The following is a 23,814-nucleotide window of genomic DNA, read 5'->3' as shown; positions in this document are numbered from 1 at the left end:
GGCGCTCAGTAACCCTGTTCGAAATAGCTTTCGAGAATAATGACGGCTGAAGCTGAATCCACGCTGCCTTTGTTCAGCGCCCGGAAGCCACCGTGTTCGAACAGGCCAGCGCGTGCCTCGACGGTGCTCAAACGTTCATCGTGCAGCTTAACGGAGACGCCAAAGCGGCCATGGATTTTGTTCGCGAACTTGCGCGCGCGGGCGGTAAGCGGTTGCTCGGTGCCGTCCATGTTTAGCGGCAGGCCGACAATCACGTCGTCCGGCTGCCACTCTTTGAGCAAGCGCTCAATAAGGTTCCAGTCCGGCGTGCCGTCGTTAGCTTTCAGCGCCGTGAGCGGGCGAGCGGTGCCGGTGATCCGTTGACCCACAGCGACGCCGATGCTTTTGGTGCCGAAGTCGAAGGCGAGAAGGGTGCCGCTCATTACGCATGCCCCGCAACGCCAGGCATGGTCAGAATATCAATGCCAATCAGTTTTGCCGCGTCACGCCAGCGATCGGCGATAGGGGTTTTAAACAGGATATTCATATCCGCAGGGGCTGTCAGCCAGGCGTTGTCCAGAATTTCTTGTTCCAGCTGCCCTTTTTCCCAGGAGGCGTAGCCGAGCGCAACCAGCACCTCAGAAGGCTGACTGGCAGTGCCTAGCGTTTCAAGCACGTCGCGAGAGGTGGTGACGACGGTGTTATCGGAGATACGAATGCTGGACGAGAAAACCGGCGGGGTATGCAGGATAAAGCCACGATCTTCTGCAAGCGGGCCGCCGAGCATCACCGGTTTATCGAGACGGATTTCCGGCAGCCGCGCTTCAGCAGGGATTTTCAGCTTGTCCAGAATGCCTTCCACCTGGAGGTTTTCCAGCGGCTTATTGATGATAATCCCCATCGCGCCGTCTTCGTTGTATTCGCAAATATAGACCACGGAGCGGCGGAAAATCGGATCCTGGAGAGCAGGCATGGCAATAAGAAAGTGATGCTGTAAATTCATTGTCAGAGGTACTGTTTCCTGGTTTAAAAAGCGACAGCGCCCAGTATGGGGATAAACACAGGCGCTGTCACAGGTTATTTCTGTAAACGTTTTTCGATAGCGTCCATCAGCATTCCGGTGATCGAGATCGGGAATTCCGCTTCGATTTCACGAATGCAGGTCGGGCTGGTGACGTTCACTTCGGTCAGGCGATCGCCGATGATATCGAGGCCGACGAAGATCAGGCCTTTGGCTTTCAGCGTAGGGCCGACGCGGCGGGCAATTTCCCAGTCGCTTTCGCTTAACGGACGCGGTTCGCCACGGCCGCCAGCCGCCAGGTTGCCACGGGTTTCCCCTCCCTGCGGGATACGCGCCAGGCAGTAAGGCACCGGCTCGCCGTCTACGACCAGCACACGCTTGTCGCCGTCTTTAATGGCTGGCAGATAGTTCTGCGCCATGCAGTAGCGGGTTCCCAGCTCGGTCAGCGTTTCGGCAATCACGCCAATGTTCGGATCGCCCTCTTTCACGCGGAAGATCGACGCGCCACCCATGCCGTCCAGCGGCTTCATGATGATGTCGCCGTGCTTCTGCCAGAATTCTTTCAGCTGCGTTTTGCTGCGGGTGACGAGCGTTTCCGGCGTCAGGTCAGAGAACCATGCGGTATAGAGCTTCTCATTGCAGTCGCGCAGGCTCTGCGGCTTGTTGACGATCAGCGTTCCTTTCTCTTCGGCACGCTCAAGGATATAGGTGGCGTAAATGTATTCGGTGTCGAACGGCGGATCTTTACGCATCAGGATCACGTTAAGGTCGGCCAGGGCAATATCCTGCTCGGTACCGAATTCGTACCATTTTTCGTAGTTCTGCTCGACGTTAACGATGCGGGTGCGTGCGCGGGCTTCACCGTTGATCAGGTAAAGATCGTTCATCTCCATATAGTGGAGTTCATAGCCGCGACGCTGCGCTTCCAGCAGCATAGCGAAGCTGGAGTCTTTCTTGATGTTAATGTTTGCGATGGGGTCCATCACGATGCCGAGCTTAATCATCTTCTTCTCCGGTTATGGGTCAGGCTTTGCTTCAACCCAGATCGCCAAATCGCACCTGTAGCGCGGTAATGGCGGTGAGTGCCGTTGTCTCAGTGCGCAGAACGCGAGGTCCCAACAGAATATCAGTAAACTGGTAACGCGCCGTCATGGCAATTTCGTCAGCCGACAGGCCGCCTTCCGGGCCAATCAGCAGGCGTACACGCTCAACGGGCAGCGGCAGCGTATTGATGCTGGCGCTGGCGCGCGGATGAAGATTGAGCTTAAGCCCGCTTTCCTCTTCTGCACACCAGTCCTCCAGATCCATCGCCGGGCGGATCTCCGGGATACGGTTGCGGCCGCTCTGTTCGCAGGCCGCAATGGCAATTTTTTGCCACTGCTGGATCTTTTTGTTCAGACGTTCCGCATCCAGTTTAACGCCGCAGCGCTCAGAAAAAAGTGGCGTAATGAGGCTTACACCCAGTTCAATGGATTTCTGAATGGTGAACTCCATCTTTTCCCCACGCGACATCACCTGGCCCAGGTGAATGTGCAGCGGGGATTCCCGGTCATCCACCTCGCCACGCAGTACCTTCACGTGCACGCTTTTTTTATCGGCGCGCGTAATTTCAGCGTCGAAAACCTGATTAGAGCCGTCAAAGAGCTGAATCGCCTGGCCTGCACCCATGCGCAGCACGCGGCCTACATGGTTTGCGGCATCATCAGACAGGGCGATTTCGCCGCCTGGGGTAATCAGTTCAGGGTGATAGATGCGAGGGATGCGCATAGTCAGAAATTCCATGTGTCATGCGATATAAGCGAATTGCCGTAGTGTAGGTTAGCTCTTTTGCGCCTGGCAAGCCCGCTGGACGTAAGGGTTGTGATTCCCCTGGACTTTGGCGATACGTTCGTCGCGCTGGCATTCCCAGTCCGTCACCGGGTAGAGCTTGTCCCAGGCATTGAAGAGCTGCGTCTGCTGGCGGGAAAGATTGAGATCGTAGCGGTCGCGCATATAGAAATAAGTGCGGGCGATGCTGCCGCGCGCGCGGGCAGGCGGTTCGGCGACTTTCTCTTTGAAATCGACCTTCATGGCGCACTGACCGTACTGGCCTTCGCCACCGTTCCACTGGCTGTACATGAAGTTTCCGCGGTCGCCATTGACCTCACCCACGGCGGGTTGCAGGTTGTGCATATCGCTTTCCATCTGGCGGTAGACCGGATCTTTTGCGCAATTTTTACGTCCACCGTCCTGCCAGCACTGGCGCTGGTGGCCAAACTGCCAGGCCGGAACAACGTGTTCCCATTCGATTCGGCTGGCGCGATTCTCGTTCTTGCGCACCTTATAGCCGCAGGATCCCAGATCCACGACCCCTTTCTTACCCTGCCAGTTAATTTTACAGCCGCAGTAGAAATCACCCGGTACGTCGGCGTTAATCTTTACGCCCGCGGTTTTTGCCTGAGAGAAACTGTGAATACCGTCGGCCAGAGCATGGCCGGAGAGCGCTGTCGCCAGAAAAGCGACCGCGAGAGAAACATTACGGGACATCTTACACTCCGTGTCAAAACGAGCCCGCAACGTAACGAATGTTGTTCCCGTATGCAATCAGTCAGATCAGGAAAGTTCCTGAAAGTTCGAGTGATTATTCCGCAACCAGCGGTTCGCCGCATTTAACGCAGCGATAGGTCGCCTCGCCGCGCACCACGCGGTTATGGCGGCGGACGGTAAGCTGGTGCTGCTGACACTGGCAGCGGTAGGGGAAGGTATTGCGGCGTACCGATTCCAGCTCGAACTGATGGGTGCGGCGAGCCGGAACCCCGAGCACCGCCTCCATCATCCATTTCCACTCTTTGCCGTGCGGCGTGACGCGGCCAAAGTGTTTCCACACCAGCAGGTGCGCCAGCTCGTGCGGCACCACTTCGTCGATAAACGCCTGCTGGTTTTCCATCATCAGTACCGGATTCAGGCGGATCTCATACGATTCCAGCCAGGCGGTGCCTGCCGCGGTGCCACGCTGCTGATAGACCAGCTTCGGTTCAGGATAATTGCGGCCGAGCTTCAGGTTGGCCTGGGCGAGTTTTTCCCGCAGGCTGCGCATGACGGCTTGCTGAATGGCGATGGGGAGACGGGGAGCTTTCATAGGGGCAGAGCATAAAGCGGGAAGCGGGGAGGCGCAAGAGGCGCCTCCCGCAGGAGGATCAGTCGTGTGCGCCGATTTCGCGCAGAGGACGACCTTTCATCAGGTTACGTTCAATGTGTTCCAGTGAAACATGTTTGGTTTCAGGAACCAGCCAGATAGTGAGAACGATAAAGAACAGGTTCAGACCGGCGTAGACCCAGAAGGTATTGGCGTTACCCAGGGTATTGAGCATGGTCAGGAACGTTGCGCCGACGATCATGTTGGCAATCCAGTTGGTTGCGGTAGAGCAGGTGATGCCAAAATCACGCCCTTTCAACGGCTGGATCTCAGAGCACAGCACCCAAATCAGCGGACCGGCGCTCATCGCAAACCCAATGATAAACATCAGCAGCATCGCCACGGCGAAGTACTGTGCCGTTGGGGAATGAATGCCCATGTGCATCATGGTACCCAGCACGCCCATCCCGACGGCCATCACCAGGAAGCCCAGCGTCAGGGTTGGCTTACGTCCCCAGCGGTCCACCAGACCGATAGCGATAAAGGTCGCCAGCACGTTGGTCAGGCCGACGATCACGGTGCCCCACATCTGCTCGGTGGTGTTGGTGTAGCCCGCCAGTTCGAAGATTTTCGGCGCGTAATACATGATGACGTTCATCCCGGTGAACTGTTGCATGATCTGTAACAGCACACCGAGGAACACCGCGCGACGGAAGTTGCTGTTCTCTTTAAACAGCGCCCAGCCGGACTGTTTGACCTTCAGGCTTTCGCGGATCTCTTCCAGCTCGTTTTTGGCTTCGGCGCTGGTATCACGCAGGCGTAAGAGCACGCGTTCGGCATCATGGAAGCGGCGTTTGGCGGCGAACCAGCGTGGACTGTCCGGCAGGAAGAAGACGCCAATCAGCAGCAGGATGGCAGGAATGATGATTACGCCCAGCATCCAGCGCCATGCGCCGCTGTAGCTGAATGCGGTATCCGAGAGATAAGCCCCCAGAATACCGATGGTGATCATCAGCTGATACATGGAAATCATGCTGCCGCGGATTTTTTCCGGAGCGATTTCAGACAGGTACAGCGGGGCAGTATAAGACGCCACGCCCACTGCCAGACCGAGCAGCACGCGGGAGATGATCAGCACTTCAACGTTAGGCGCAGCGGCAGAGAACAGTGAGCCGGCAACGAACAGGATCGCGCCGATCATCAGGCTCTTTTTACGCCCGAGCTTAAAGGAGAGCCAGCCGCTGCCGACCGCGCCGACGGCGGCACCGAACATCATGGAGCTAACCACCCATTCCTGAGTGTGTGCGCTAATCTGGAACTCATCGGTGATGAAAGGTAATGCACCGGCAATTACGCCAATATCCAGGCCAAAGAGTAATCCTGCCAGAGCGGCGAGGAAGCAGACGAAGAACGTCATTGCCTTATTGGACGTACGCCCCTGTTTATTATTGTCAGGCATTATGCCCTCCAGTTGGGTTATCAGTTTTTACGATATTAAGAGTAGGTGAGCGGCTCATAAAAATATGTGAGTCAAATCACAATGGTGTAATCGGTTACACTGGCTTGTAACCGTAAAAATAATTAAAGCTTTGAAAATATAGAGGTAAATTAATTGATGTGCATCGCGTTTGCACAAATTTCAGACTTAACTGAAAGGGAATGTAACAGCAGAAGAAATGCGATCATGCAAAGAGAATATTCTGAAAGCGGGGTATAGAGAGTGAGGTGTAAACGGTTCCAAACATTGCCGGGTGGCGGCTGCGCCTTACCCGGCCTACAAAAACTCACTACCCGTAGGTCGGGTAAGGCATAGCCGCCACCCGACATAAAAAAGGCCAGCACAAAGGCTGGCCTGTTTAAGCTACTGGCAGTCGATTATTTCAGACCGGCAGCATCACGCAGCAGGGCGGCTTTGTCGGTTTTTTCCCATGGGAAATGTTCGCGGCCAAAGTGACCGTACGCTGCGGTTTCCTGGTAGATTGGGTGCAGCAGATCCAGCATCTGAATCAGACCGTATGGACGCAGGTCGAAGAACTCACGCACCAGCAGGGTCAGCTGTTCAGAAGGCACTTTTTCAGTCCCGAAGGTTTCCACCATGATGGAGGTTGGCTCAGCCACGCCGATGGCGTAGGAAACCTGGATCTCACAGCGGTCAGCCAGACCGGCAGCAACGATGTTTTTCGCCACATAACGTGCAGCGTACGCCGCAGAACGGTCAACTTTAGACGGATCTTTACCGGAGAATGCGCCGCCGCCGTGACGTGCCATGCCGCCGTAGGTATCTACGATGATTTTACGACCGGTCAGACCGCAGTCACCCATTGGGCCGCCGATAACAAAGCGTCCGGTTGGGTTGATGAAGAATTTGGTCGCAGAGCTCAGCCATTCAGTTGGCAGAACCGGCTTGATGATCTCTTCCATCACCGCTTCTTGCAGGGATTTCTGGTCAATCTCTTCAGCATGCTGCGTGGAAAGAACCACTGCATCGATACCGACGATTTTCCCGTCGTCATACTGGAAGGTCACCTGGCTTTTCGCATCCGGACGCAGCCACGGCAGGGTGCCGTTTTTACGCACTTCAGCCTGACGCTGCACCAGACGATGGGCGTAGGTTACCGGCGCTGGCATCAGCACGTCGGTTTCGTTGGTTGCGTAGCCGAACATCAGGCCCTGGTCACCCGCGCCCTGTTCCAGCGGATCGGCACGGTCAACGCCCTGGTTGATATCCGGAGACTGTTTGCCAATCGCGCTCAGTACGGCGCAGGAGTTGGCATCAAAGCCCATATCAGAATGTACATAGCCAATCTCACGCACCGTGTTACGGGTGATCTCTTCGATATCAACCCATGCGCTGGTGGTGATCTCACCGCCAACCAGAACCATGCCGGTTTTGACATAGGTTTCACATGCTACGCGCGCCTTTGGATCCTGCGCCAGGATCGCATCCAGCACCGCATCGGAGATTTGGTCAGCAATTTTATCAGGATGTCCTTCTGATACGGACTCGGACGTAAACAGGTGTTTTGCCATGTTTTATTTCACCTAAGAGGAATTTGGTTAGCTCAAGCTGCTGTGTGGAATAGCCATAGGAGATAATTCTACCAAGGCCTACAGGATTTTGACACTGGCAGTCTGAGTGTTAATCGGTATGGATGGATTAACATCTGGACGTCTATTTTAGGTCACTTCTTCACCCGATTTCCAGTTTTTTTTGACTCACCTCTCACTGCGTTGAAAACACGGCTGGAAATTTTTCCTGACGACGCTGGCAACCTGCGCATTTTTGTTTTGCTTTTTAGCGACCTTCTCGGTATAAAACGCGGCGCGCGGCTCATATAAAATAAGCGCTCGATGAACACATCGTGTCGCCACTTCCAGCCGGGTTAAGCAGTGAACTTTTAGCTTTGGCTTGTGGTCCGTTTCAGCAGAGGCGGCCGTGGAGGTGATACCAGATAATGAACCATCGTTTTCCGCTCATTCAGCGCAGCCGTTCTGGCGCGCATTTGATTCCCACCCGCACTTCTGGTCTAAACACCTGCCGATGTTATACCCATCTCGGTGCTTCTCAGGATTCCAGAGCCGGTCACGCTTTGTGAAAACTGAACAAGGGCGCTCTTGTTAATACAGGAGTTTTCTCGTGGTTTCGCCGAACCTTGTCATACAGAGTTCGGATACGTGTTTTACAATGATATGAATAAGAAACCGGTCGCACGGTCTGGATTTCAGCATACTCTGCTGGGAAATGGAGCCGTTAATGGGTTGTTATCGCCGTATAACGCTGCGATAGTAGTCAACTGTTTTACACTTAATACAAAGAGTTGAGGTTCGCTATGTCTGACGACATGTCTTCGCTTTCGCCTTCGTCAGCAGGCGAACAGGGTGTACTACGTTCTATGCAGGAGGTTGCGATGAGCTCCCAGGAAGCCAGCAAGATGCTGCGCACTTACAATATTGCCTGGTGGGGCAATAACTACTACGACGTTAACGAGCTGGGCCACATCAGTGTCTGCCCGGATCCGGACGTCCCGGAAGCGCGCGTGGATCTCGCTAAACTGGTGAAAACCCGTGAAGCGCAGGGTCAGCGCTTGCCTGCACTGTTCTGCTTCCCGCAGATCCTGCAACATCGCCTGCGTTCTATTAACGCCGCGTTCAAACGCGCGCGGGAATCGTATGGTTATAACGGCGACTATTTCCTCGTTTACCCGATCAAGGTCAACCAGCACCGTCGCGTGATTGAATCCCTGATCCACTCCGGCGAGCCGCTGGGCCTGGAAGCAGGCTCTAAAGCGGAGCTGATGGCGGTTCTGGCGCATGCGGGCATGACCCGGTCGGTGATCGTCTGTAACGGCTATAAAGACCGCGAATACATTCGTCTGGCGCTGATTGGCGAGAAGATGGGCCACAAGGTCTATCTGGTGATCGAGAAGATGACCGAAATCGCGATCGTGCTGGAAGAGGCCGAGCGTCTGAACGTGATCCCACGCCTTGGCGTGCGTGCGCGACTGGCGTCGCAGGGTTCCGGTAAATGGCAGTCTTCCGGCGGTGAAAAATCCAAGTTCGGCCTCGCGGCGAACCAGGTGCTTCAGCTGGTGGAAATTCTGCGCGAGCGCGGTCGTCTGGACAGCATTCAGCTGCTGCACTTCCACCTCGGCTCGCAGATGGCCAATATTCGCGACATCGCCACTGGTGTGCGTGAATCCGCGCGTTTCTACGTTGAGCTGCATAAGCTCGGCGTGAATATTCAGTGCTTTGACGTGGGCGGCGGCCTGGGCGTGGACTACGAAGGGACCCGCTCGCAGTCTGACTGCTCGGTAAACTATGGCCTGAACGAATATGCCAACAACATCATCTGGGCGATTGGCGATGCCTGCGAAGAGCACGGCCTGCCGCACCCGACGGTGATCACCGAATCCGGCCGCGCGGTCACCGCGCACCATACGGTACTGGTCTCTAACATCATTGGCGTTGAGCGTAGCGAAATCACCGAAGCCACGCCTCCGGCAGACGATGCCCCACGTTCCCTGCAAAGCATGTGGGAAACCTGGCAGGAGATGCACGAGCCGGGCACGCGTCGTTCCCTGCGCGAATGGCTGCACGACAGCCAGATGGACCTGCACGATATTCACGTCGGCTACTCGTCAGGCACCTTCAGCCTGCAAGAGCGCGCGTGGGCCGAGCAGCTCTATCTGAATATGTGCCACGAAGTGCAGAAACAGCTCGACCCGAGCAACCGCGCGCACCGTCCGATTATCGACGAGTTGCAGGAGCGTATGGCGGACAAAATGTACGTCAACTTCTCCCTGTTCCAGTCGATGCCGGATGCCTGGGGTATCGACCAGCTGTTCCCGGTTCTGCCGCTGGAAGGGCTGAACCACGCCCCGGAACGCCGCGCCGTGCTGCTGGACATCACCTGTGACTCCGACGGCGCAATTGACCACTACGTCGACGGCGACGGTATCGCAACGACGATGCCAATGCCGGAGTACGATCCGGAGAACCCGCCAATGCTGGGCTTCTTTATGGTGGGTGCGTATCAGGAGATCCTCGGCAACATGCACAACCTGTTCGGTGATACCGAAGCGGTTGACGTGTTTGTCTTCCCTGACGGCAGCGTGGAGGTTGAGCTGTCCGACGAAGGGGACACCGTGGCGGACATGCTCGAATACGTTCAGCTGGATCCGAAAAAACTGCTCACCCAGTTCCGCGATCAGGTGAAAAACACCGGTCTGGACGATGCCTTGCAGCAGCAGTTCCTGGAAGAGTTTGAAGCGGGTCTGTACGGGTATACGTATCTGGAAGACGAGTAAGAAAACCTCCCTCTCCCTGTGGGAGAGGGGCGGGGTGAGGGCATCAGGCCGCTGTGCCGCCGATGCCCGGTGGCGCTGCGCTTACCGGGCCTACGAATGTAGGCCGGAGAAGGCGAAGCCGCCATCCGGCAGAATGCTATACTCACTTGAACCCGTATGAATTAACGGCGATAATTCGCCCCAATATGCGATTTACGAATCAATCCCTTCCTCGTCGGGTTTAACGACGCGGAGGGGATTTTTTTTCATCTGTTTTTAATGTATCGACTTTATAAGAGGTCAGGACATGAGCACTTTAGGTCATCAGTACGATAACTCTCTGGTATCTAACGCGTTTGGTTTTTTACGCCTTCCGATGAACTTCCAGCCGTACGACAGCGATGCGGACTGGGTGATCACCGGCGTACCGTTCGACATGGCAACGTCCGGTCGCGCGGGTGGACGTCATGGCCCGGCGGCGATCCGTCAGGTTTCCACCAACCTGGCCTGGGAGCACAACCGCTTCCCGTGGAACTTCGACATGCGCGAGCGCCTGAACGTGGTGGACTGCGGCGATCTGGTGTACGCCTTCGGTGACGCGCGTGAAATGAGCGAAAAATTGCAGGCGCACGCCGAGAAGCTGCTGGCGGCCGGTAAACGCATGCTCTCCTTCGGCGGTGACCACTTCGTGACCCTGCCGCTGCTGCGCGCCCACGCGAAGCACTTCGGTAAAATGGCGCTGGTGCACTTCGATGCGCACACCGACACCTACGCGAACGGCTGTGAATTTGACCACGGCACCATGTTCTATACCGCGCCGAAAGAAGGCCTGATCGATCCGAACCACTCCGTGCAGATCGGCATCCGCACCGAGTTCGACAAAGACAACGGCTTCACCGTACTCGACGCGGGCCAGGTGAACGATCGCGGCGTGGACGATATTCTGGCTCAGGTTAAGCAGATCGTCGGCGACATGCCTGTCTATCTGACCTTCGATATCGACTGCCTGGATCCGGCATTCGCTCCGGGTACCGGTACGCCGGTGATCGGCGGCCTGACGTCAGACCGCGCCATCAAACTGGTGCGCGGCCTGAAGGATCTGAACATCGTCGGGATGGACGTGGTGGAAGTAGCTCCGGCCTATGACCAGTCCGAGATCACCGCGCTGGCCGCGGCGACCCTGGCGCTGGAAATGCTCTACATCCAGGCGGCGAAAAAAGGCGAATAAGCCTTACGCGCTGATTGCTGCTGCGCGCCGCATGCGCAGCAGCAACATTCCCCCGGCAAGCAGGGTGACAACCTGCGAGACGACCAGCACCGAAAAGCCTGAACTGACCGACCCCACCGATCTCATCACCATCCCCATCAGCAGCGGAATAAACGCCGCGCAGATATTGCCGATCCCATTGATTATGCCGTAAGCGCTACCCACCGCTTCCCGCGCGGCGTGATGCTGGATCACCGCCGGAATAGCCGCCCCCTGAAGCCCCCAGAAGACGTTAGCCAAAAGCATAAACAGCGCCAGCCAGGCAGGCTGATGGCTGAGCATCAGCGCCACCACCGACAGCGCCGTCATCGCCCCGCCCACCACAAACAGCACCGGTGCCTGTTCCGGACGCATTTTGTCGAGCAGCACGCCGCCCAGAAACTTTGACCCCAGGCTGAGCAGGAAGGGGATCGCCGCAAGCCAGCCCGTGGCATGCAGCGAAAAGTGATGCTCGTCACGCAGCCACGCGGGTAGCCAGGCGCTGCTCCCCCAGAGATAGCTCAGGGTGGCGATTTCAACCACCATGATCCAGCCCAGCAGCGGCGTCTGCCAGGCCAGCGTGAAGGTGTGGACAAACCCCGGTTTTTTCGCGGTCGGGAGCTTGCGCGGCGCGGGCAGAAAACGCCAGATTAAGCCGCCGCCGAGGAGAAGGTTGATTGCCGCCAGTGCATAAAACGATCCGGCCCAGCCCAGATGCGACATCAGCCAGGTCACCAGCGGAAAGCCCACGGCCAGCCCGAGCGAGACGCCCAGTGCGGTCACGGCGTTGGGTTTGCCGATCTCTTGCGCGCTAAAGTTATCGCTGATAAAGCGCGTTTTCAGCGAAAATAGCGGACCCTCCGCGATCCCCAGAATCACGCGGGCGATGAGCATTCCCGTCAGCGAGCCAAGCAAAGGCGAAACCGCGCAAACCGCGGCCCAAATCGCAATGCTGCTTAATAATCCCTGCCGATAATGAAGTTTGCTTTCAATAACCGGCGTTAATAATAAAGCGGAAAAACCATAACCCAGCAGAAAGCAGGTCATGAGCAGACCCTGTAACATTCTGTTTTCATTTAACTGAAAATGTTCGGCAAATTCCGGGTTTAAAATCATTACCGAGATATTTACCCGATCGACGTAGGAAATAATAATGAGTAATAAAAGCGCAATCGTGCCTTGCCATCTTGCCGTCATCATGTCCGCCTTACGTTTTTTTGTAACTTATATTTTTCATCAATGTGATTGTCACGGAACTAAAATGGTTCACCTGTGAAACTCTTTGTTTATTAAAGATAAATTAAAAATTCGTTTCACAGGTGAAACGCTATAGAGGTAACGTTCATTTATTTTTAGAGAGTAAAAAGAAAAGAAGTCAATCTGTTTTATTCAAAATAAGGGACCATTAAAAAAACGTATTTCTCACGCTGCAATAATGAAAATTTCATATCGCTGCATTTTTTCGTGATCCCTTGCACACTTAGTTAATTAATTGCCGATCGATTAACAAATTCGTCACATTGTCGCTTGACGAAACATTCATCGCTTTTATATTGACCGTATTAAATAAGAAACAGAGTTTCATATATGAAACAAAAGCCTGGAGGATCGTGATGAGCTGGATAGGCGTATGTGACGCAGAGCAAGTACAGGAAGATTTCCCTTTTAGCGGCAACGTCGACGGTAAAGAGATCGGCGTTTACCTGATCGACGGTGAATATTACGCGCTGGAGGACGTATGCCCGCACGCCTATGCCCTGCTGAGCCAGGGCTTCGTGGAAGACGGCAAGGTGGAATGCCCGCTGCACGAGGCGGTGTTCGACGTCAAAACCGGCCAGTGTCTGCACGGCCCCGGAGGACGCAACCTCAACCGATACCCGGTTCGGGTCTTTGAAAACCAGATTCAGATTACCTTCGTTGAGGAGACCGTGGCATGAGCGACACGCTGAACTACAACCCGGCGCTGCCGGAAAGCCGCCAGTTTACCCCGCCGGCAGAGGGCGGTAACGGTGCCATTCATAAGCCGGGTGATTACACCAACCTGATCTGGCAGACCCGCAGCCGCGAGCCGGAAAGCTGGGAAGTGAAGCTGATTGCGACGCTGGAAGATCTCTTCGAGCAGGGCGTTGAGACCTTGCCGGAGCTGGTAAGCGGGCTGAACGCAGTGCGTATGCACGACCAGCAGGGCGAGCCGTGGAGCGACGCCAGCTTCCAGGCATTCTTACAGGTTAACGGCTACTGAGGGCAACGCGATGACGACGACCGTACAAAACTATCTTGATAAAGGCCTGCGCGGCCTCTGGTATCCGGTGCTGGCGAGCTGGGAAGTGCAGTCTGCGCCGGTGGGCATCACCCGCCTGGGCGAGCAGATTGTGGTCTGGCGCAATAAAGATGGCCAGGTGCAGGCGCTGGAGGACCGCTGCCCGCACCGCGGCGCGCGCCTGTCGATGGGCTGGAACCTCGGGGACCGCATTGCCTGCTGGTATCACGGCGTAGAGGTGGCGGGCAACGGCGAGGTGAAAGACGTGCCCGCCGTGGATAAATGTCCGCTGGTCGGCCAGCAGTGCGTGCGCAGCTATAACGTACAGGAGGCGCACGGCGCCATCTTCCTCTGGTTTGGCGTCACCGCGGACCAGCAGCCGGACGAACTGACCTTCCCGGATGAACTCGCCGACACGGAAAACTTCAGCAACTTCCTCTGCACCGCCGCGTGGAAATGCAATTACCAGTACGCGCTGGAAAACGTGATGGACCCGATGCACGGCACCTATCTGCACTCCTCGTCGCACTCGATGGCGGAAGGGGATCGCAAGGCAGACATGGTGCTCCAGCCGACCAAAACCGGTTTTATTTTCGAGAAGAAAGGGCAGAGCGGCGTCAATTTTGACTGGGTGGAGCTGGGCAACAGCGGCACCTGCTGGATGCGCCTCTCCATTCCGTACAAGAAGCGCTTCGGACCGGGCGGCCACTTCTTTATCGTCGGCATGGTGGTGCCGGAAGATAACGACAACTGCCGCGTCTTCTTCTGGCGCATCCGCCGCGTACAGGGCTGGCAGCGCGATATGTGGCGCTTCATGTACCGCAACCGGCTGGAAAAACTGCACTGGGAAGTGCTGGAGCAGGACCGCGTGGTGCTGGAGAGCCTGGCGCCAAACGCGCGCGATCATGAATACCTGTATCAGCATGACGTTGGACTCTCGCGCCTGCGCCGCATGATGCAAAAGGCCGCCAAAGAGCAGCTGGCGATGCGTGAAGCACAGCAGGGAGCTGCCTGATGAACGGGCTGCTGAGCGGAAAGCGCATCGTGGTGACCGGTGCCGCGCGCGGGCTGGGCTATCACTTTGCCAAAGCCTGCGCGGAGCAGGGCGCGGCGGTGGTGATGTGCGACATCCTCAAAGGCGAGCTGGCCGAGAGTGCCCACCGGCTGCGCGAGCAGGGCTATGCGATCGAATCGCACGTTATCGATCTGGCCGATCAGCACTCTATCGACCAGGTGTTCAGCGCCATTGGCGAGCAAGGGCAGATTGACGGCCTGGTGAACAACGCGGCGATGGCGACGGGCGTCGGCGGCAAAAACATGCTTGATTACGATCCGGATCTCTGGGATCGGGTGATGAGCGTCAACGTGAAAGGCACCTGGCTGGTGACGCGCGCCGCCGTGCCGCTGCTGCGCGAAGGGGCAGGCATTGTGAACGTGGCGTCCGACACCGCGCTGTGGGGCGCGCCGCGCCTGATGGCCTACGTTGCCAGCAAGGGGGCCGTGATTGCCATGACCCGTTCAATGGCGCGCGAACTGGGGGAAAAACGTATCCGGATCAACGCCATCGCACCGGGGCTAACCCGCGTCGAGGCGACGGAATATGTCCCCGCCGAACGGCATCAGCTCTACGAAAACGGACGCGCGTTAACCGGCGCGCAGCAGCCGGAAGATGTCACCGGCAGCGTGGTCTGGCTGTTAAGCGATCTGTCGAGGTTTATCACCGGACAGCTGATCCCGGTCAACGGCGGTTTTGTCTTTAACTAAGGTAGGGCGATGATGGCAAACGATCAGGAAGTGAAGTATCTGGTGCCGGGGCTAGAGCGCGGTTTACAGCTGCTGTTGGCCTTTGGCGAGCAGCATCGCGATCTGACCTTTGCCGAACTGCACCGGCTGGTGGATATGCCGAAGGCCACCGCCTATCGCGTGGTACAGACGCTGGAGTACATGGGATTTCTGGAGCGTAACACGCGCACCAATACCTTTTCGCTGGGCATGAACGTGCTGCGTCTTGGCTTTGAGTACATCGCCTCGCTGGACGTGGCGCAGGTCGGCCAGCCGGTGATCGAGCAACTGCGCGACGTGAGCCAGTGCAGCAGCCATCTGGCGATCCGCGACGGGCGCGACATTATCTACATCGCCCGCGTCAGCGCCGCCGGGTCGCGCATCAACCAGGTCAGTATTGGTACCCGTCTGCCGGTGCACTGCACCTCGCTCGGCCGCATGCTGTTGACCGATATTTCCCGCGCTGATTTCGAACAGCTGTTCCCGCATGAGCGTCTGCCGGGCAACACGCCGGGGCAGCTTCACGACCGTGAAGCCCTGTGGCAGATGGTGCAGCAGGACAAAGCCCGCGGGTATGTCATCGGCGAATCCTTCTTCCGCCACGGCATCTCCTCCATCGTCTACCCGGTGTATGACCGAAGCGGCCGCGTGGCGGCGGTGGTCAGCATTCTGGTGCCGTCGGAGGAGATCCCGCAGAGCGACCGCGAGCGCCTGCAAAACGAGGTTCGCCTCGCGGCGGATAAAATTTCTGGCTTCTTAGGGTATTTGTCACAGGCCAGTTAAATCAGTGAGTTAACGTCAGGCGCTTGACTGCGTCGGGCATGTTTTACGCCCAATCTGGGCCAGATGAGGCAACGAACGATGAGTGTAACCGGAATTGAAAAGCTGGAATTTGGTGTGGAAGACCTGACGCACTGCGCCAAATTTATGCGTGATTTTGGCCTGACGGGCGATGCCAGCGGCCAGCGTTTCACCACCCTGAGCGGCGCGCGCGTGGAGCTTAACCCGATCGACAGCCCCGACCTGCCGCCCGCGTTTGAAGCGGGCAACACCCTGCGCCGCATGACCTGGGCGGTTGCCAGCCAGTCTGATCTGGACGCGCTGCGCCCGAAGCTGGCGCAACAGCCAGGTTTTCGTGAAGTGGGCGACGCGCTGGAGTTCCTGGACCCGAACGGCATGACGCTGCGCGTGCAGGTGACCCAGCAAACTGACGTGGAGCTGAACGTCGAGCCGATTAACCAGTGGGGCGATGCCCGCCGTATCGACACCCCCAGCCCGGTTTACGATCGCGCCCAGCCGATCAACGTGGGGCATGTGGTGTTCTTCGTGGAAGAGCTGGCGGCAGTGGAGAAATTCTACCGCGAGGTGCTCGGCTTCCAGGTCTCGGACCGCTATATCAACCGCGCCGTGTTCCTGCGCTGCGGCGTGCGCGGCGGCCATCACAACCTGTTCCTGCTGCAACTGCCGAACCGCAAGCGCGGCCTCAACCACGTGGCCTTCACCGTGCGCGACATCCACGAGGTGATCGGCGGCGGTATCGCGATGAATAAACATGACTGGAGCACCTTTATCGGGCCGGGCCGTCATCCGGTGTCGTCGGCGTACTTCTGGTACGTCAACAGCCCGACCGGCGGGGCGTTTGAGTATTACACCAACGATGATTACCTGACGGAAAACTGGCAGCCGCGTGAGCTGGAGCATTCCCTGGTCTCCTTTACCGAGTGGGCGGTGGAAGGCGGGATTGACCATGACACACGCCGCCAGCAGAAAAAGCCGGAGGCGGTATGACGTCGCGCATTGTCATTATCGGCGGCGGCCAGGCGGGCGGCTGGGCGGCGAAAACCCTGCGCGATGAGGGTTTCGACGGCGAGATTTGCGTGGTAGCGGAAGAAGAGTGGGATTTCTACGAGCGCCCGCCGCTGTCAAAAGCGTCTTTGCTGGAGCCGGACGCGGCGCTCCCAAGGCTGTTTAGCGACGAGGTGCAGCAGGCGCTGAACCTGACCTGGTACCGGCCGCTGCGCGCTGAATCTGTCGATCGCGATGAGAAAAAAGTCGTTCTTAGCAACGGCGAGCAGCTTAGTTACAACATCCTTTTAATCGCTACCGGCGGTCGGGCGCGCCTGCCTTCGCAGGCGTGGGCCAGCCATCCGCAGGTCTATACCCTGCGCCACTGGCAGGACGCGCAGCGTCTGAAAGGGCGGCTGGCGGAAAGTAAAAAACTGGCGATCGTCGGCGGCGGCTGGATCGGACTGGAGATTGCTGCCTCGGCGCGGAAAAGCGGCGTGGCGGTCACCCTGTTCGAGCAGCAGCCCGCGCTCTGCATGCGCTCGGTGAGCGGCGAGGTGTCGCAGCGCCTGGAGGCCATCCACCGCGAGCAGGGGGTGGAGATCCGTACCGGCTGCGGTGCGCTGGAGCTGGAGGACGACGGCGGCCTGCCGGTCATCCACTGCGACGGCCAGCGTGAAACCTTTGATGCGGTCGTGGTTGGGATCGGCGTCGATCTCAATCTGGAGCTGGCGCGCGATGCGGGGCTGAAAACCGGGCGCGGGATCGTGGTGGATGCCCAGGGACGCACGTCGGATCCGTTCATCTTTGCCGCAGGAGATGTCGCCCAGCACCATCACTACGGGCTGTGCATCCAGTCCTGGGCCTTCGCCCAGAACCAGGCGGTGGCGACGGCGAAAGCGATGCTCAACCCCGATGCGCCGGGCTATGACGACGCGCCGTGGCTATGGTCGGATCAATACCAGCACAACATCCAGATCCTCGGCATTCCGCAGCCGGGCAGCAGAACGGTAGTGCGTGAAGAGACGCTGTACTTCTCGCTGGACGACAACGGGAGGCTGACGCAGCTGGTGGCGTTCGACGATGCGCGTACCGTCAAGCTGGCGAAGCGCTGGATGGCGGCGGGGCGGGATCTGTCCGACGTGCCGCTCGCCGACCCGACCTTTTCACTGATGTCACTGCGATAGCTAACCCGCACCCGTAGGGGGAGAGATGACCACACTAGAGACTAACACCGCACCGGTTGAGGCGAGCGGTGAGGGGACCCGCACGCCCGAAAAAGCGGTGCGCTGGGCCATCCCGCTGTCGCTGCTGGCCTGCGTGCTGCTGGCGTTTTTCGACAAAATCAGCATCGCGGCGCTCTTTTCGGATACCCATTTCCAGCAGGCGATGGGCATTGATTTCGACACCACGCGTCTCGGCATTTTGATGAGCGCTTTCCTGCTGAGCTATGGCTTCTCATCGGTGTTTTTAAGCGGTTTAGGCGACAAAATCGCGCCGCTGCGCCTGCTCACCGGGATGATGGCGGTGTGGTGCGTGCTGATGGTGGCGATGGGCTTTACCCATAACTACACGCTGATGATCGTCCTGCGTATTCTGCTGGGCGTGGCGGAAGGACCGCTGTTCCCGCTGGCCTTTGCCATCGTACGTCACAACTTCCCGCAGCATTTACAGGCACGCGCCACCATGCTGTGGCTGCTGGGTACCCCGGTGGGCGCGGCGATTGGTTTCCCGCTCTCCCTCTGGCTGCTGAACACCTTTGGCTGGCAGAGCACTTTCTTTGTGATGGCCATGCTTACCGTGCCGGTGCTTATCTTTGTGCGCATTGGTCTGCGCGGGATCCGCCTGGAGGCAAAACCCGGCACCTCGCAGGCGTCCCGGGACGAGCGGCGCGCGGCGCGGCGTGAGCTGTTCGTCAGCCCGCACTTCTGGATCATCTGCATCTTTAACATCGCTTTCCTGACCTATCTGTGGGGCATCAACGGCTGGCTGCCGGGCTACCTGATCAAAGGCAAAGGCATTCATCTGGAGCACGCGGGCTGGCTGTCGTCGATGCCGTTCATCGCCATGCTGGCAGGGGAAGTGATTGGCGCGTGGCTCTCGGACAGGGTCGATAAGCGCGCGGCGGCATGCTTTATCTCCATGGCGGGGGCGGCCGTCGGGCTGGCGGCGGTGATGCACCTTGATACCCCGCTGGCCGTCATCGCGGCGATGAGCTTCAGCACCTTTATGTGGGGCACCGGCGCACCCAACATTTTCGCCCTGCTGGCGAAGGCCACCCATCCCCGGGTGAGCGCCACGGCGGGCGGTATCTTCAACGGGCTGGGAAACTTTGCGGGCGCGCTGTCGCCGGCGGTGATGGGTGCGCTTATCGCCTTCACCCACAGCATGGATTCCGGGCTGATTTTTCTGGCGGTGATGGCGGCGGTGGGCTGCGTCCTGTTACTGCCGCTGCTGAGACGTTACTGAGGAGAGTGTCATGACTGATTCAACCGTAACCAACACAACAGGCATCAAACCTGACCACCTGACGATGGAAGAGTGGGTCGAGTCGCGCATCGCGCGCTTCGAAGGGCGTAAATACGACTGGAACGCGCTGAAGTTCCAGGCCGATTTTGACCCGAAATACCGCCGGGCGCAGATGCGCTACATCGGCACCGGCGCAACCGGCGTGGCGAACGACACCAACACCGTGCAGGCGGACCATTTTACCTTCTCCACCATGGTGCTGCCGTCGAAGTGCGAAGGACCGCTGCACCTGCACGACGACGTGGAAGAGGTGTTCTTCATGCTCAAGGGGCAGATCACGCTGATGATCCAGGACGGCGACAACTACACAGAAACCGTGCTGCGCGAGCGTGATCTGATCTCCGTTCCGCCGGGCATCTATCGCGGCCTGTTTAACCACGGCGAAGAAGAAGCGCTGATGTGCGTCATGCTGGGGACCAACAAGCCGGAAATCCCAACCTATCCGTCCGACCATCCGCTTTCCAAAGTGAAGCGGAACTAAGGGGGCATGATGACGGGTTTTCGTGAACAGGGAAGCGGTATTCCGCTGATGCTGCTGCACGGGATCAGCTCCGGCGCCGCCTCCTGGCACAAGCAAATGGCGCTGAACGGTTTTCGCGTGCTGGCGTGGGACATGCCCGGTTACGGCGAAAGCCCGATGCTGGCCGTAGCGCGGGCGAACGCGGGGGATTACGCCGACGCGCTGGCAGCCATGCTGGATCGCGCCGGTGTCTGGCAGGCAGTGCTGGTCGGCCATTCCCTGGGGGCGCTGGTGGCCAGCGCCTTTGCGGCAAAGTTCCCTGAGCGCGTCATCCATCTGGTGCTGGCCGACGCCGCGCAGGGGTACGGCAATGCCGCGCCGGAGCAGCGGGAGCAGGTCTGGCGCAACCGCGAGCAGCAGATGGCGCTGGGGGGCGACATCCTCGCCCAGACCCGCGCCGCGAAGCTGCTGCGCCCCGGCGCGCGCGCGGAAGATATCGCCACCGTCGCGTCGGGCATGCGGGCGCTGCGCCCGGAAGGCTATCTCGCTGCCGCGTGGATGCTGGCACATGACGACATTCACGGCTGGCTTAAACGCTATTCCGGCACGTTTGAAGTCTGGTGCGGCGAGCAGGATGCCATCACCCAGCCGGAACTGGTTCAGGGTCTGGCGCTGCGCTACGGCATGCCGTTTATCGCCATTCCGCAGGCCGGGCACGCCAGCTATCTCGATAACGACGCGTTTTTCAACCAACAGCTTTTACGCATTAACGAAGAGGTGCGCGATGAATGCACAAATTGACGGGCGCGTAGCGGTCGTTACCGGCGGTTCTTCCGGCATTGGCTTTGAAACGCTGCGCCTGCTGCTGGGTGAAGGGGCGAAAGTCGCCTTCTGCGGCCGTGACCCGGACCGGCTCGCCAGCGCCCATGCGACGCTGCAAAACGAATTTCCTCACGGGGAGATTTTTGCTTACCGCTGCGACGTGCTGAACGCCGACGAAGTTCAGGCCTTTGCGGATGCGGTACAGGCGCGTTTTGGCGCGGCGGATATGCTGATCAACAACGCCGGGCAGGGCTACGTGGCGCACTTCCATGACACCCCGCGCGAGGCGTGGCTGCACGAAGCCGAACTCAAACTGTTCGGGGTGATTAACCCGGTGCAGGCGTTTCAGCCTCTGCTGGAGCAGTCCGACATTGCCTCTGTTACCTGCGTGAACTCCCTGCTGGCGCTACAGCCGGAGGAGCACATGATCGCCACCTCTGCCGCTCGTGCCGCGCTGCTGAACATGACGCTGACGCTGTCGAAAGAGCTGGTGGGCAAAGGTATTCGCGTCAATTCCATTCTGCTCGGCATGGTGGAATCCGGCCAGTGGCAGCGCCGCTTTGAACACCGGGCGGACAAAAGCCAGAGCTGGCCGGAGTGGACGGCGGATATCGCGCGCAAGCGCGGCATTCCGATGGCGCGCCTCGGCAAGCCGCAGGAGCCCGCGCAGGCGCTGCTGTTCCTCGCTTCGCCGCTGGCCTCGTTTACCACCGGCGCGGCGCTGGACGTTTCCGGCGGCTTCTGCCGCCATCTGTAAGGACACATCATGAAAAAGGTAATGTTGATTGGTTTTGGCGCCATGGCGCAGGCGGTGATTGAGCGCCTGCCCGCCGGCGTGGCTATCGGCTGGATCGTGGCGCGCGCGTCTCACCATGCCGCCATTCACGACCAGTTTGGCGATGCGGTTGAGGCGCTGACGTCGCCGATGGCGTGCGCACAAACGCCGGATCTGGTGCTGGAATGCGCCAGCCAGCAGGCGGTGGCCCAGTACGGGGAAGAGATCCTGCGTCGCGGCTGGCATCTGGCCGTCATTTCCACCGGCGCGCTGGCGGACAGCGCGCTGGAGCAGCGTCTGCTCGCTGCGGGCGGAAAAATGACCCTGCTTTCCGGTGCGGTGGCCGGTATCGACGGGCTGGCGGCGGCGAAAGAGGGCGGCCTTGAGCGCGTTACCTATCAGTCGCGCAAAAGCCCGGCCAGCTGGCGCGGCAGCTATGCTGAGCAGCTTATCGATCTGAATGCGGTGTCAGAGGCAAAGGTCTTTTTTGAAGGCAGCGCCCGCGAGGCGGCGCGCCTGTTCCCGGCGAACGCCAACGTGGCGGCGACCGTGGCGCTCGGCGGCGTCGGGATGGACGACACCCGCGTGCAGCTGATGGTTGACCCGGCAACGAAACGCAATACCCACACGCTCCACGTGGAAGGATTGTTCGGCGAGTTTCATCTGGAGCTGAGCGGACTGCCGCTGGCTTCTAATCCTAAAACCTCCACCCTGGCGGCACTGAGCGCGGTGCGCGCCTGCCGCGAGCTGGCCCTGAGCTGAGGAGAGACGATGGACGATCTGAAGATTTTTATCGGCGGCCAGTGGCGACACGGCGGCGGCAACCCGATGCAGAGCCACTTCCCGGCAGACGGGTCGATCAACGCGACGCTGAACGCCGCCAGTCTGGATGACCTGGAGGAGGCGGTAGACGCCGGAGAGCGCGCCTGGCGCGATCCCGCATGGCGTAACAGCCTGCCGCATATGCGCGCGAAGATCCTGCATAAGGTTGCCGATCTCATTGAATCCCGCGTCGACGCGCTGGCGCAGATGCAGAGCCGTGATAACGGCAAGCCGCTGGCGGAAGCGCGCGGGCTGGTGATGAGCGCGGCGGGAACGGCGCGCTACTTTGCCGCTGCCTGCGAGCTGCTGGAAGGGGAACTGCCCACGCCGCGCCAGCCGGATCTGCTGACGCTGAGCCGCTATGAGCCGCTCGGCGTGGTGGCGGCCATCACGCCGTGGAACTCGCCGATTGCCAGCGAAATGCAGAAGGTCGCACCGGCGATTGCCGCCGGGAACGCGGTGATCCTCAAGCCCGCCGAAGCCACGCCGCTGATGGCGCTGGAGCTGGCGCGGATTTTTGAACAGGCCGGGCTGCCCGCCGGGCTGCTGAGCGTGCTGCCGGGCAAAGGCTCGGTGATTGGCGATGCGCTGGCGCGCCATCCTCGCGTGCGCAAAATCTCCTTTACCGGTGGAACCACCACGGGCCGCCATCTGGCGCACGTGGCGGCGGAAAAACTGATCCCGGCCTCGCTGGAGCTGGGCGGCAAATCGCCGACCATCGTGCTGGAGGATGCTGATATCGAACAGGCCGCGCGCGGGATCTGCTATGGCATTTTCAGCTCGGCGGGGCAGGCGTGTATCGCCGGGTCGCGGCTGTTTATCCACGAGAGCATTTACTCCCCGCTGATGGCGAGGCTGCTGGAATTAACTCGCGGGCTGCGCGTCGGACACCCGTTTACCGACGGCGTGCATGTCGGACCGCTGATCGGCGAAAAACATCGCCAGAGCGTGATCGAGTACGTCGAACTGGCGAAGCGTGAAGGGGGCCGCGTGCTGTGCGGCGGCGAGATCCCCGCCGATCCCGCGCTGGCAAACGGCAGCTTTTTCCAGCCCACGATTATTGAAGGGTTGAGCAACAGCGCCCGCGCCTGTCAGGAAGAGATCTTCGGCCCGGTGCTGGTGGCGATGCCGTTTGCCGATGAAGCCACGCTTATCCGCGAGGCGAACGACTCGGTTTACGGCCTGGCGGCGGGGATCTGGACGCGCGATACCGGACGCGCCCTGCGTCTCAGCGAGCAGCTGGAGGCAGGCACGGTGTGGATCAACACCTACAAGGTTTTTGCGATTTCGACCCCGTTCGGGGGCTTTAAAGAGAGCGGTCTGGGCCGCGAGAAGGGTATTCAGGGGCTGAAAGCCTGGATGCAACAAAAGAGCATTTATCTGGCGACGGGTAACAGCGTCAACCACTGGTGCGACTGAGAAAGGGTGAGCA

General features: G+C 58.9%; 26 protein-coding genes. 17 read left to right on the top strand and 9 right to left on the bottom strand.

Annotation, left to right across the window (positions count from 1 at the left end; translation table 11 throughout):
* Positions 1 to 5: 5 nt before the first annotated feature.
* The 8 genes from ruvX to metK all read right to left on the bottom strand — a co-directional run bounded on the left by ruvX (position 6) and on the right by metK (position 7,145).
* Complete coding sequence (gene ruvX, locus O1721_RS22855; protein ID WP_006811925.1) at positions 6 to 422, bottom strand: Holliday junction resolvase RuvX; 417 nt, start codon at positions 420 to 422, stop codon at positions 6 to 8.
* Positions 422 to 982 carry a YqgE/AlgH family protein gene (locus tag O1721_RS22850; protein ID WP_006811924.1) on the bottom strand — a complete coding sequence of 187 codons (561 nt, stop codon included), beginning with the start codon at positions 980 to 982 and terminating at the stop codon, positions 422 to 424. The genes ruvX and O1721_RS22850 overlap by 1 nt, the downstream gene beginning before the upstream one ends.
* Before the next feature lie 74 nt (positions 983 to 1,056).
* Positions 1,057 to 2,004, bottom strand: coding sequence for a glutathione synthase (gshB, locus tag O1721_RS22845; protein ID WP_015571835.1), 948 nt, complete (start codon positions 2,002 to 2,004; stop codon positions 1,057 to 1,059).
* Positions 2,005 to 2,035: 31 nt separating this feature from the next.
* Positions 2,036 to 2,767: a 16S rRNA (uracil(1498)-N(3))-methyltransferase gene (gene rsmE / locus O1721_RS22840; protein WP_017692692.1), complete on the bottom strand. Its 732-nt coding sequence runs from the start codon at positions 2,765 to 2,767 to the stop codon at positions 2,036 to 2,038.
* Between the two features lie 51 nt (positions 2,768 to 2,818).
* Complete coding sequence (gene endA, locus O1721_RS22835; protein ID WP_003860034.1) at positions 2,819 to 3,526, bottom strand: deoxyribonuclease I; 708 nt, start codon at positions 3,524 to 3,526, stop codon at positions 2,819 to 2,821.
* A 94-nt stretch (positions 3,527 to 3,620) separates the two neighbouring features.
* A complete protein-coding gene (locus tag O1721_RS22830; protein WP_032649479.1) occupies positions 3,621 to 4,118 on the bottom strand; it encodes a SprT family zinc-dependent metalloprotease in 498 nt (165 codons plus the stop codon).
* 58 nt (positions 4,119 to 4,176) lie between these two features.
* Positions 4,177 to 5,574 (bottom strand): galactose/proton symporter, encoded by a 1,398-nt coding sequence (gene galP / locus O1721_RS22825; protein WP_015571832.1) that lies wholly within the window; start codon positions 5,572 to 5,574, stop codon positions 4,177 to 4,179.
* Between the two features lie 416 nt (positions 5,575 to 5,990).
* Positions 5,991 to 7,145, bottom strand: a complete 1,155-nt coding sequence (metK, locus tag O1721_RS22820) for a methionine adenosyltransferase (RefSeq protein ID WP_003860037.1) — start codon at positions 7,143 to 7,145, stop codon at positions 5,991 to 5,993.
* A 425-nt stretch (positions 7,146 to 7,570) separates the two neighbouring features.
* On the opposite strand from metK, the gene O1721_RS22815 reads away from it, so the two are divergent.
* The 4 genes from O1721_RS22815 to speB all read left to right on the top strand — a co-directional run bounded on the left by O1721_RS22815 (position 7,571) and on the right by speB (position 11,129).
* Positions 7,571 to 7,711 carry a hypothetical protein gene (locus tag O1721_RS22815; RefSeq protein WP_418235904.1) on the top strand — a complete coding sequence of 47 codons (141 nt, stop codon included), beginning with the start codon at positions 7,571 to 7,573 and terminating at the stop codon, positions 7,709 to 7,711.
* 94 nt (positions 7,712 to 7,805) lie between these two features.
* Positions 7,806 to 7,937, top strand: coding sequence for an acid stress response protein YqgB (yqgB, locus tag O1721_RS22810; RefSeq protein ID WP_057979949.1), 132 nt, complete (start codon positions 7,806 to 7,808; stop codon positions 7,935 to 7,937).
* 8 nt (positions 7,938 to 7,945) lie between these two features.
* Positions 7,946 to 9,922, top strand: a complete 1,977-nt coding sequence (gene speA / locus O1721_RS22805; RefSeq protein WP_017382922.1) for a biosynthetic arginine decarboxylase — start codon at positions 7,946 to 7,948, stop codon at positions 9,920 to 9,922.
* 286 nt (positions 9,923 to 10,208) lie between these two features.
* The gene (gene speB / locus O1721_RS22800) at positions 10,209 to 11,129 is read left to right on the top strand and encodes an agmatinase (RefSeq protein WP_017382921.1); all 921 of its coding nucleotides are present in this window, start codon (positions 10,209 to 10,211) and stop codon (positions 11,127 to 11,129) included.
* Between the two features lie 3 nt (positions 11,130 to 11,132).
* On the opposite strand, the gene O1721_RS22795 is transcribed toward speB, so the two are convergent.
* On the bottom strand, positions 11,133 to 12,344 hold the full coding sequence (locus tag O1721_RS22795; protein WP_032649476.1) for an MFS transporter: 1,212 nt from the start codon (positions 12,342 to 12,344) through the stop codon (positions 11,133 to 11,135).
* A gap of 416 nt (positions 12,345 to 12,760) precedes the next feature.
* Here O1721_RS22795 and O1721_RS22790 point away from each other — a divergent pair, with 416 nt between their 5' ends.
* From O1721_RS22790 to O1721_RS22730, 13 genes are all read left to right on the top strand, one after another.
* The gene (locus O1721_RS22790; RefSeq protein ID WP_003860044.1) at positions 12,761 to 13,084 is read left to right on the top strand and encodes a Rieske (2Fe-2S) protein; all 324 of its coding nucleotides are present in this window, start codon (positions 12,761 to 12,763) and stop codon (positions 13,082 to 13,084) included.
* Positions 13,081 to 13,389 carry a recombinase-like helix-turn-helix domain-containing protein gene (locus tag O1721_RS22785; protein WP_017382919.1) on the top strand — a complete coding sequence of 103 codons (309 nt, stop codon included), beginning with the start codon at positions 13,081 to 13,083 and terminating at the stop codon, positions 13,387 to 13,389. Before O1721_RS22790 ends, O1721_RS22785 begins: the two co-directional genes overlap by 4 nt.
* Positions 13,390 to 13,399: 10 nt before the next feature.
* Positions 13,400 to 14,422 carry an aromatic ring-hydroxylating oxygenase subunit alpha gene (locus tag O1721_RS22780; RefSeq protein ID WP_006811913.1) on the top strand — a complete coding sequence of 341 codons (1,023 nt, stop codon included), beginning with the start codon at positions 13,400 to 13,402 and terminating at the stop codon, positions 14,420 to 14,422.
* Positions 14,422 to 15,171 (top strand): SDR family oxidoreductase, encoded by a 750-nt coding sequence (locus O1721_RS22775; RefSeq protein ID WP_032649473.1) that lies wholly within the window; start codon positions 14,422 to 14,424, stop codon positions 15,169 to 15,171. The genes O1721_RS22780 and O1721_RS22775 overlap by 1 nt, the downstream gene beginning before the upstream one ends.
* A 12-nt stretch (positions 15,172 to 15,183) precedes the next feature.
* Positions 15,184 to 15,972 (top strand): IclR family transcriptional regulator, encoded by a 789-nt coding sequence (locus tag O1721_RS22770; RefSeq protein WP_003860053.1) that lies wholly within the window; start codon positions 15,184 to 15,186, stop codon positions 15,970 to 15,972.
* Between the two features lie 78 nt (positions 15,973 to 16,050).
* Positions 16,051 to 16,977: a VOC family protein gene (locus O1721_RS22765; protein WP_032649471.1), complete on the top strand. Its 927-nt coding sequence runs from the start codon at positions 16,051 to 16,053 to the stop codon at positions 16,975 to 16,977.
* Complete coding sequence (locus O1721_RS22760) at positions 16,974 to 18,161, top strand: NAD(P)/FAD-dependent oxidoreductase (RefSeq protein ID WP_032649469.1); 1,188 nt, start codon at positions 16,974 to 16,976, stop codon at positions 18,159 to 18,161. The genes O1721_RS22765 and O1721_RS22760 overlap by 4 nt, the downstream gene beginning before the upstream one ends.
* 25 nt (positions 18,162 to 18,186) lie before the next feature.
* Complete coding sequence (locus tag O1721_RS22755; RefSeq protein WP_015571825.1) at positions 18,187 to 19,443, top strand: MFS transporter; 1,257 nt, start codon at positions 18,187 to 18,189, stop codon at positions 19,441 to 19,443.
* A 10-nt stretch (positions 19,444 to 19,453) separates the two neighbouring features.
* Entirely contained in the window at positions 19,454 to 19,984 is a 531-nt protein-coding gene (locus O1721_RS22750; RefSeq protein WP_015571824.1) for a cupin domain-containing protein, read from the top strand.
* 9 nt (positions 19,985 to 19,993) lie between these two features.
* Complete coding sequence (locus O1721_RS22745; protein WP_032649465.1) at positions 19,994 to 20,764, top strand: alpha/beta fold hydrolase; 771 nt, start codon at positions 19,994 to 19,996, stop codon at positions 20,762 to 20,764.
* Positions 20,748 to 21,542 (top strand): SDR family oxidoreductase, encoded by a 795-nt coding sequence (locus O1721_RS22740; RefSeq protein WP_032649463.1) that lies wholly within the window; start codon positions 20,748 to 20,750, stop codon positions 21,540 to 21,542. The genes O1721_RS22745 and O1721_RS22740 overlap by 17 nt, the downstream gene beginning before the upstream one ends.
* A gap of 9 nt (positions 21,543 to 21,551) precedes the next feature.
* The gene (locus O1721_RS22735) at positions 21,552 to 22,322 is read left to right on the top strand and encodes an aspartate dehydrogenase (RefSeq protein WP_017692699.1); all 771 of its coding nucleotides are present in this window, start codon (positions 21,552 to 21,554) and stop codon (positions 22,320 to 22,322) included.
* A gap of 9 nt (positions 22,323 to 22,331) precedes the next feature.
* Complete coding sequence (locus tag O1721_RS22730) at positions 22,332 to 23,801, top strand: aldehyde dehydrogenase (RefSeq protein ID WP_032649461.1); 1,470 nt, start codon at positions 22,332 to 22,334, stop codon at positions 23,799 to 23,801.
* The last annotated feature ends 13 nt before the right edge of the window (positions 23,802 to 23,814 follow it).

The organism is Enterobacter cloacae complex sp. HYC033_NIDB (assembly GCF_056673335.1).
Note: the sequence above shows the minus strand (reverse complement) of the source record. Positions and strands in the feature narration are given on the sequence as shown.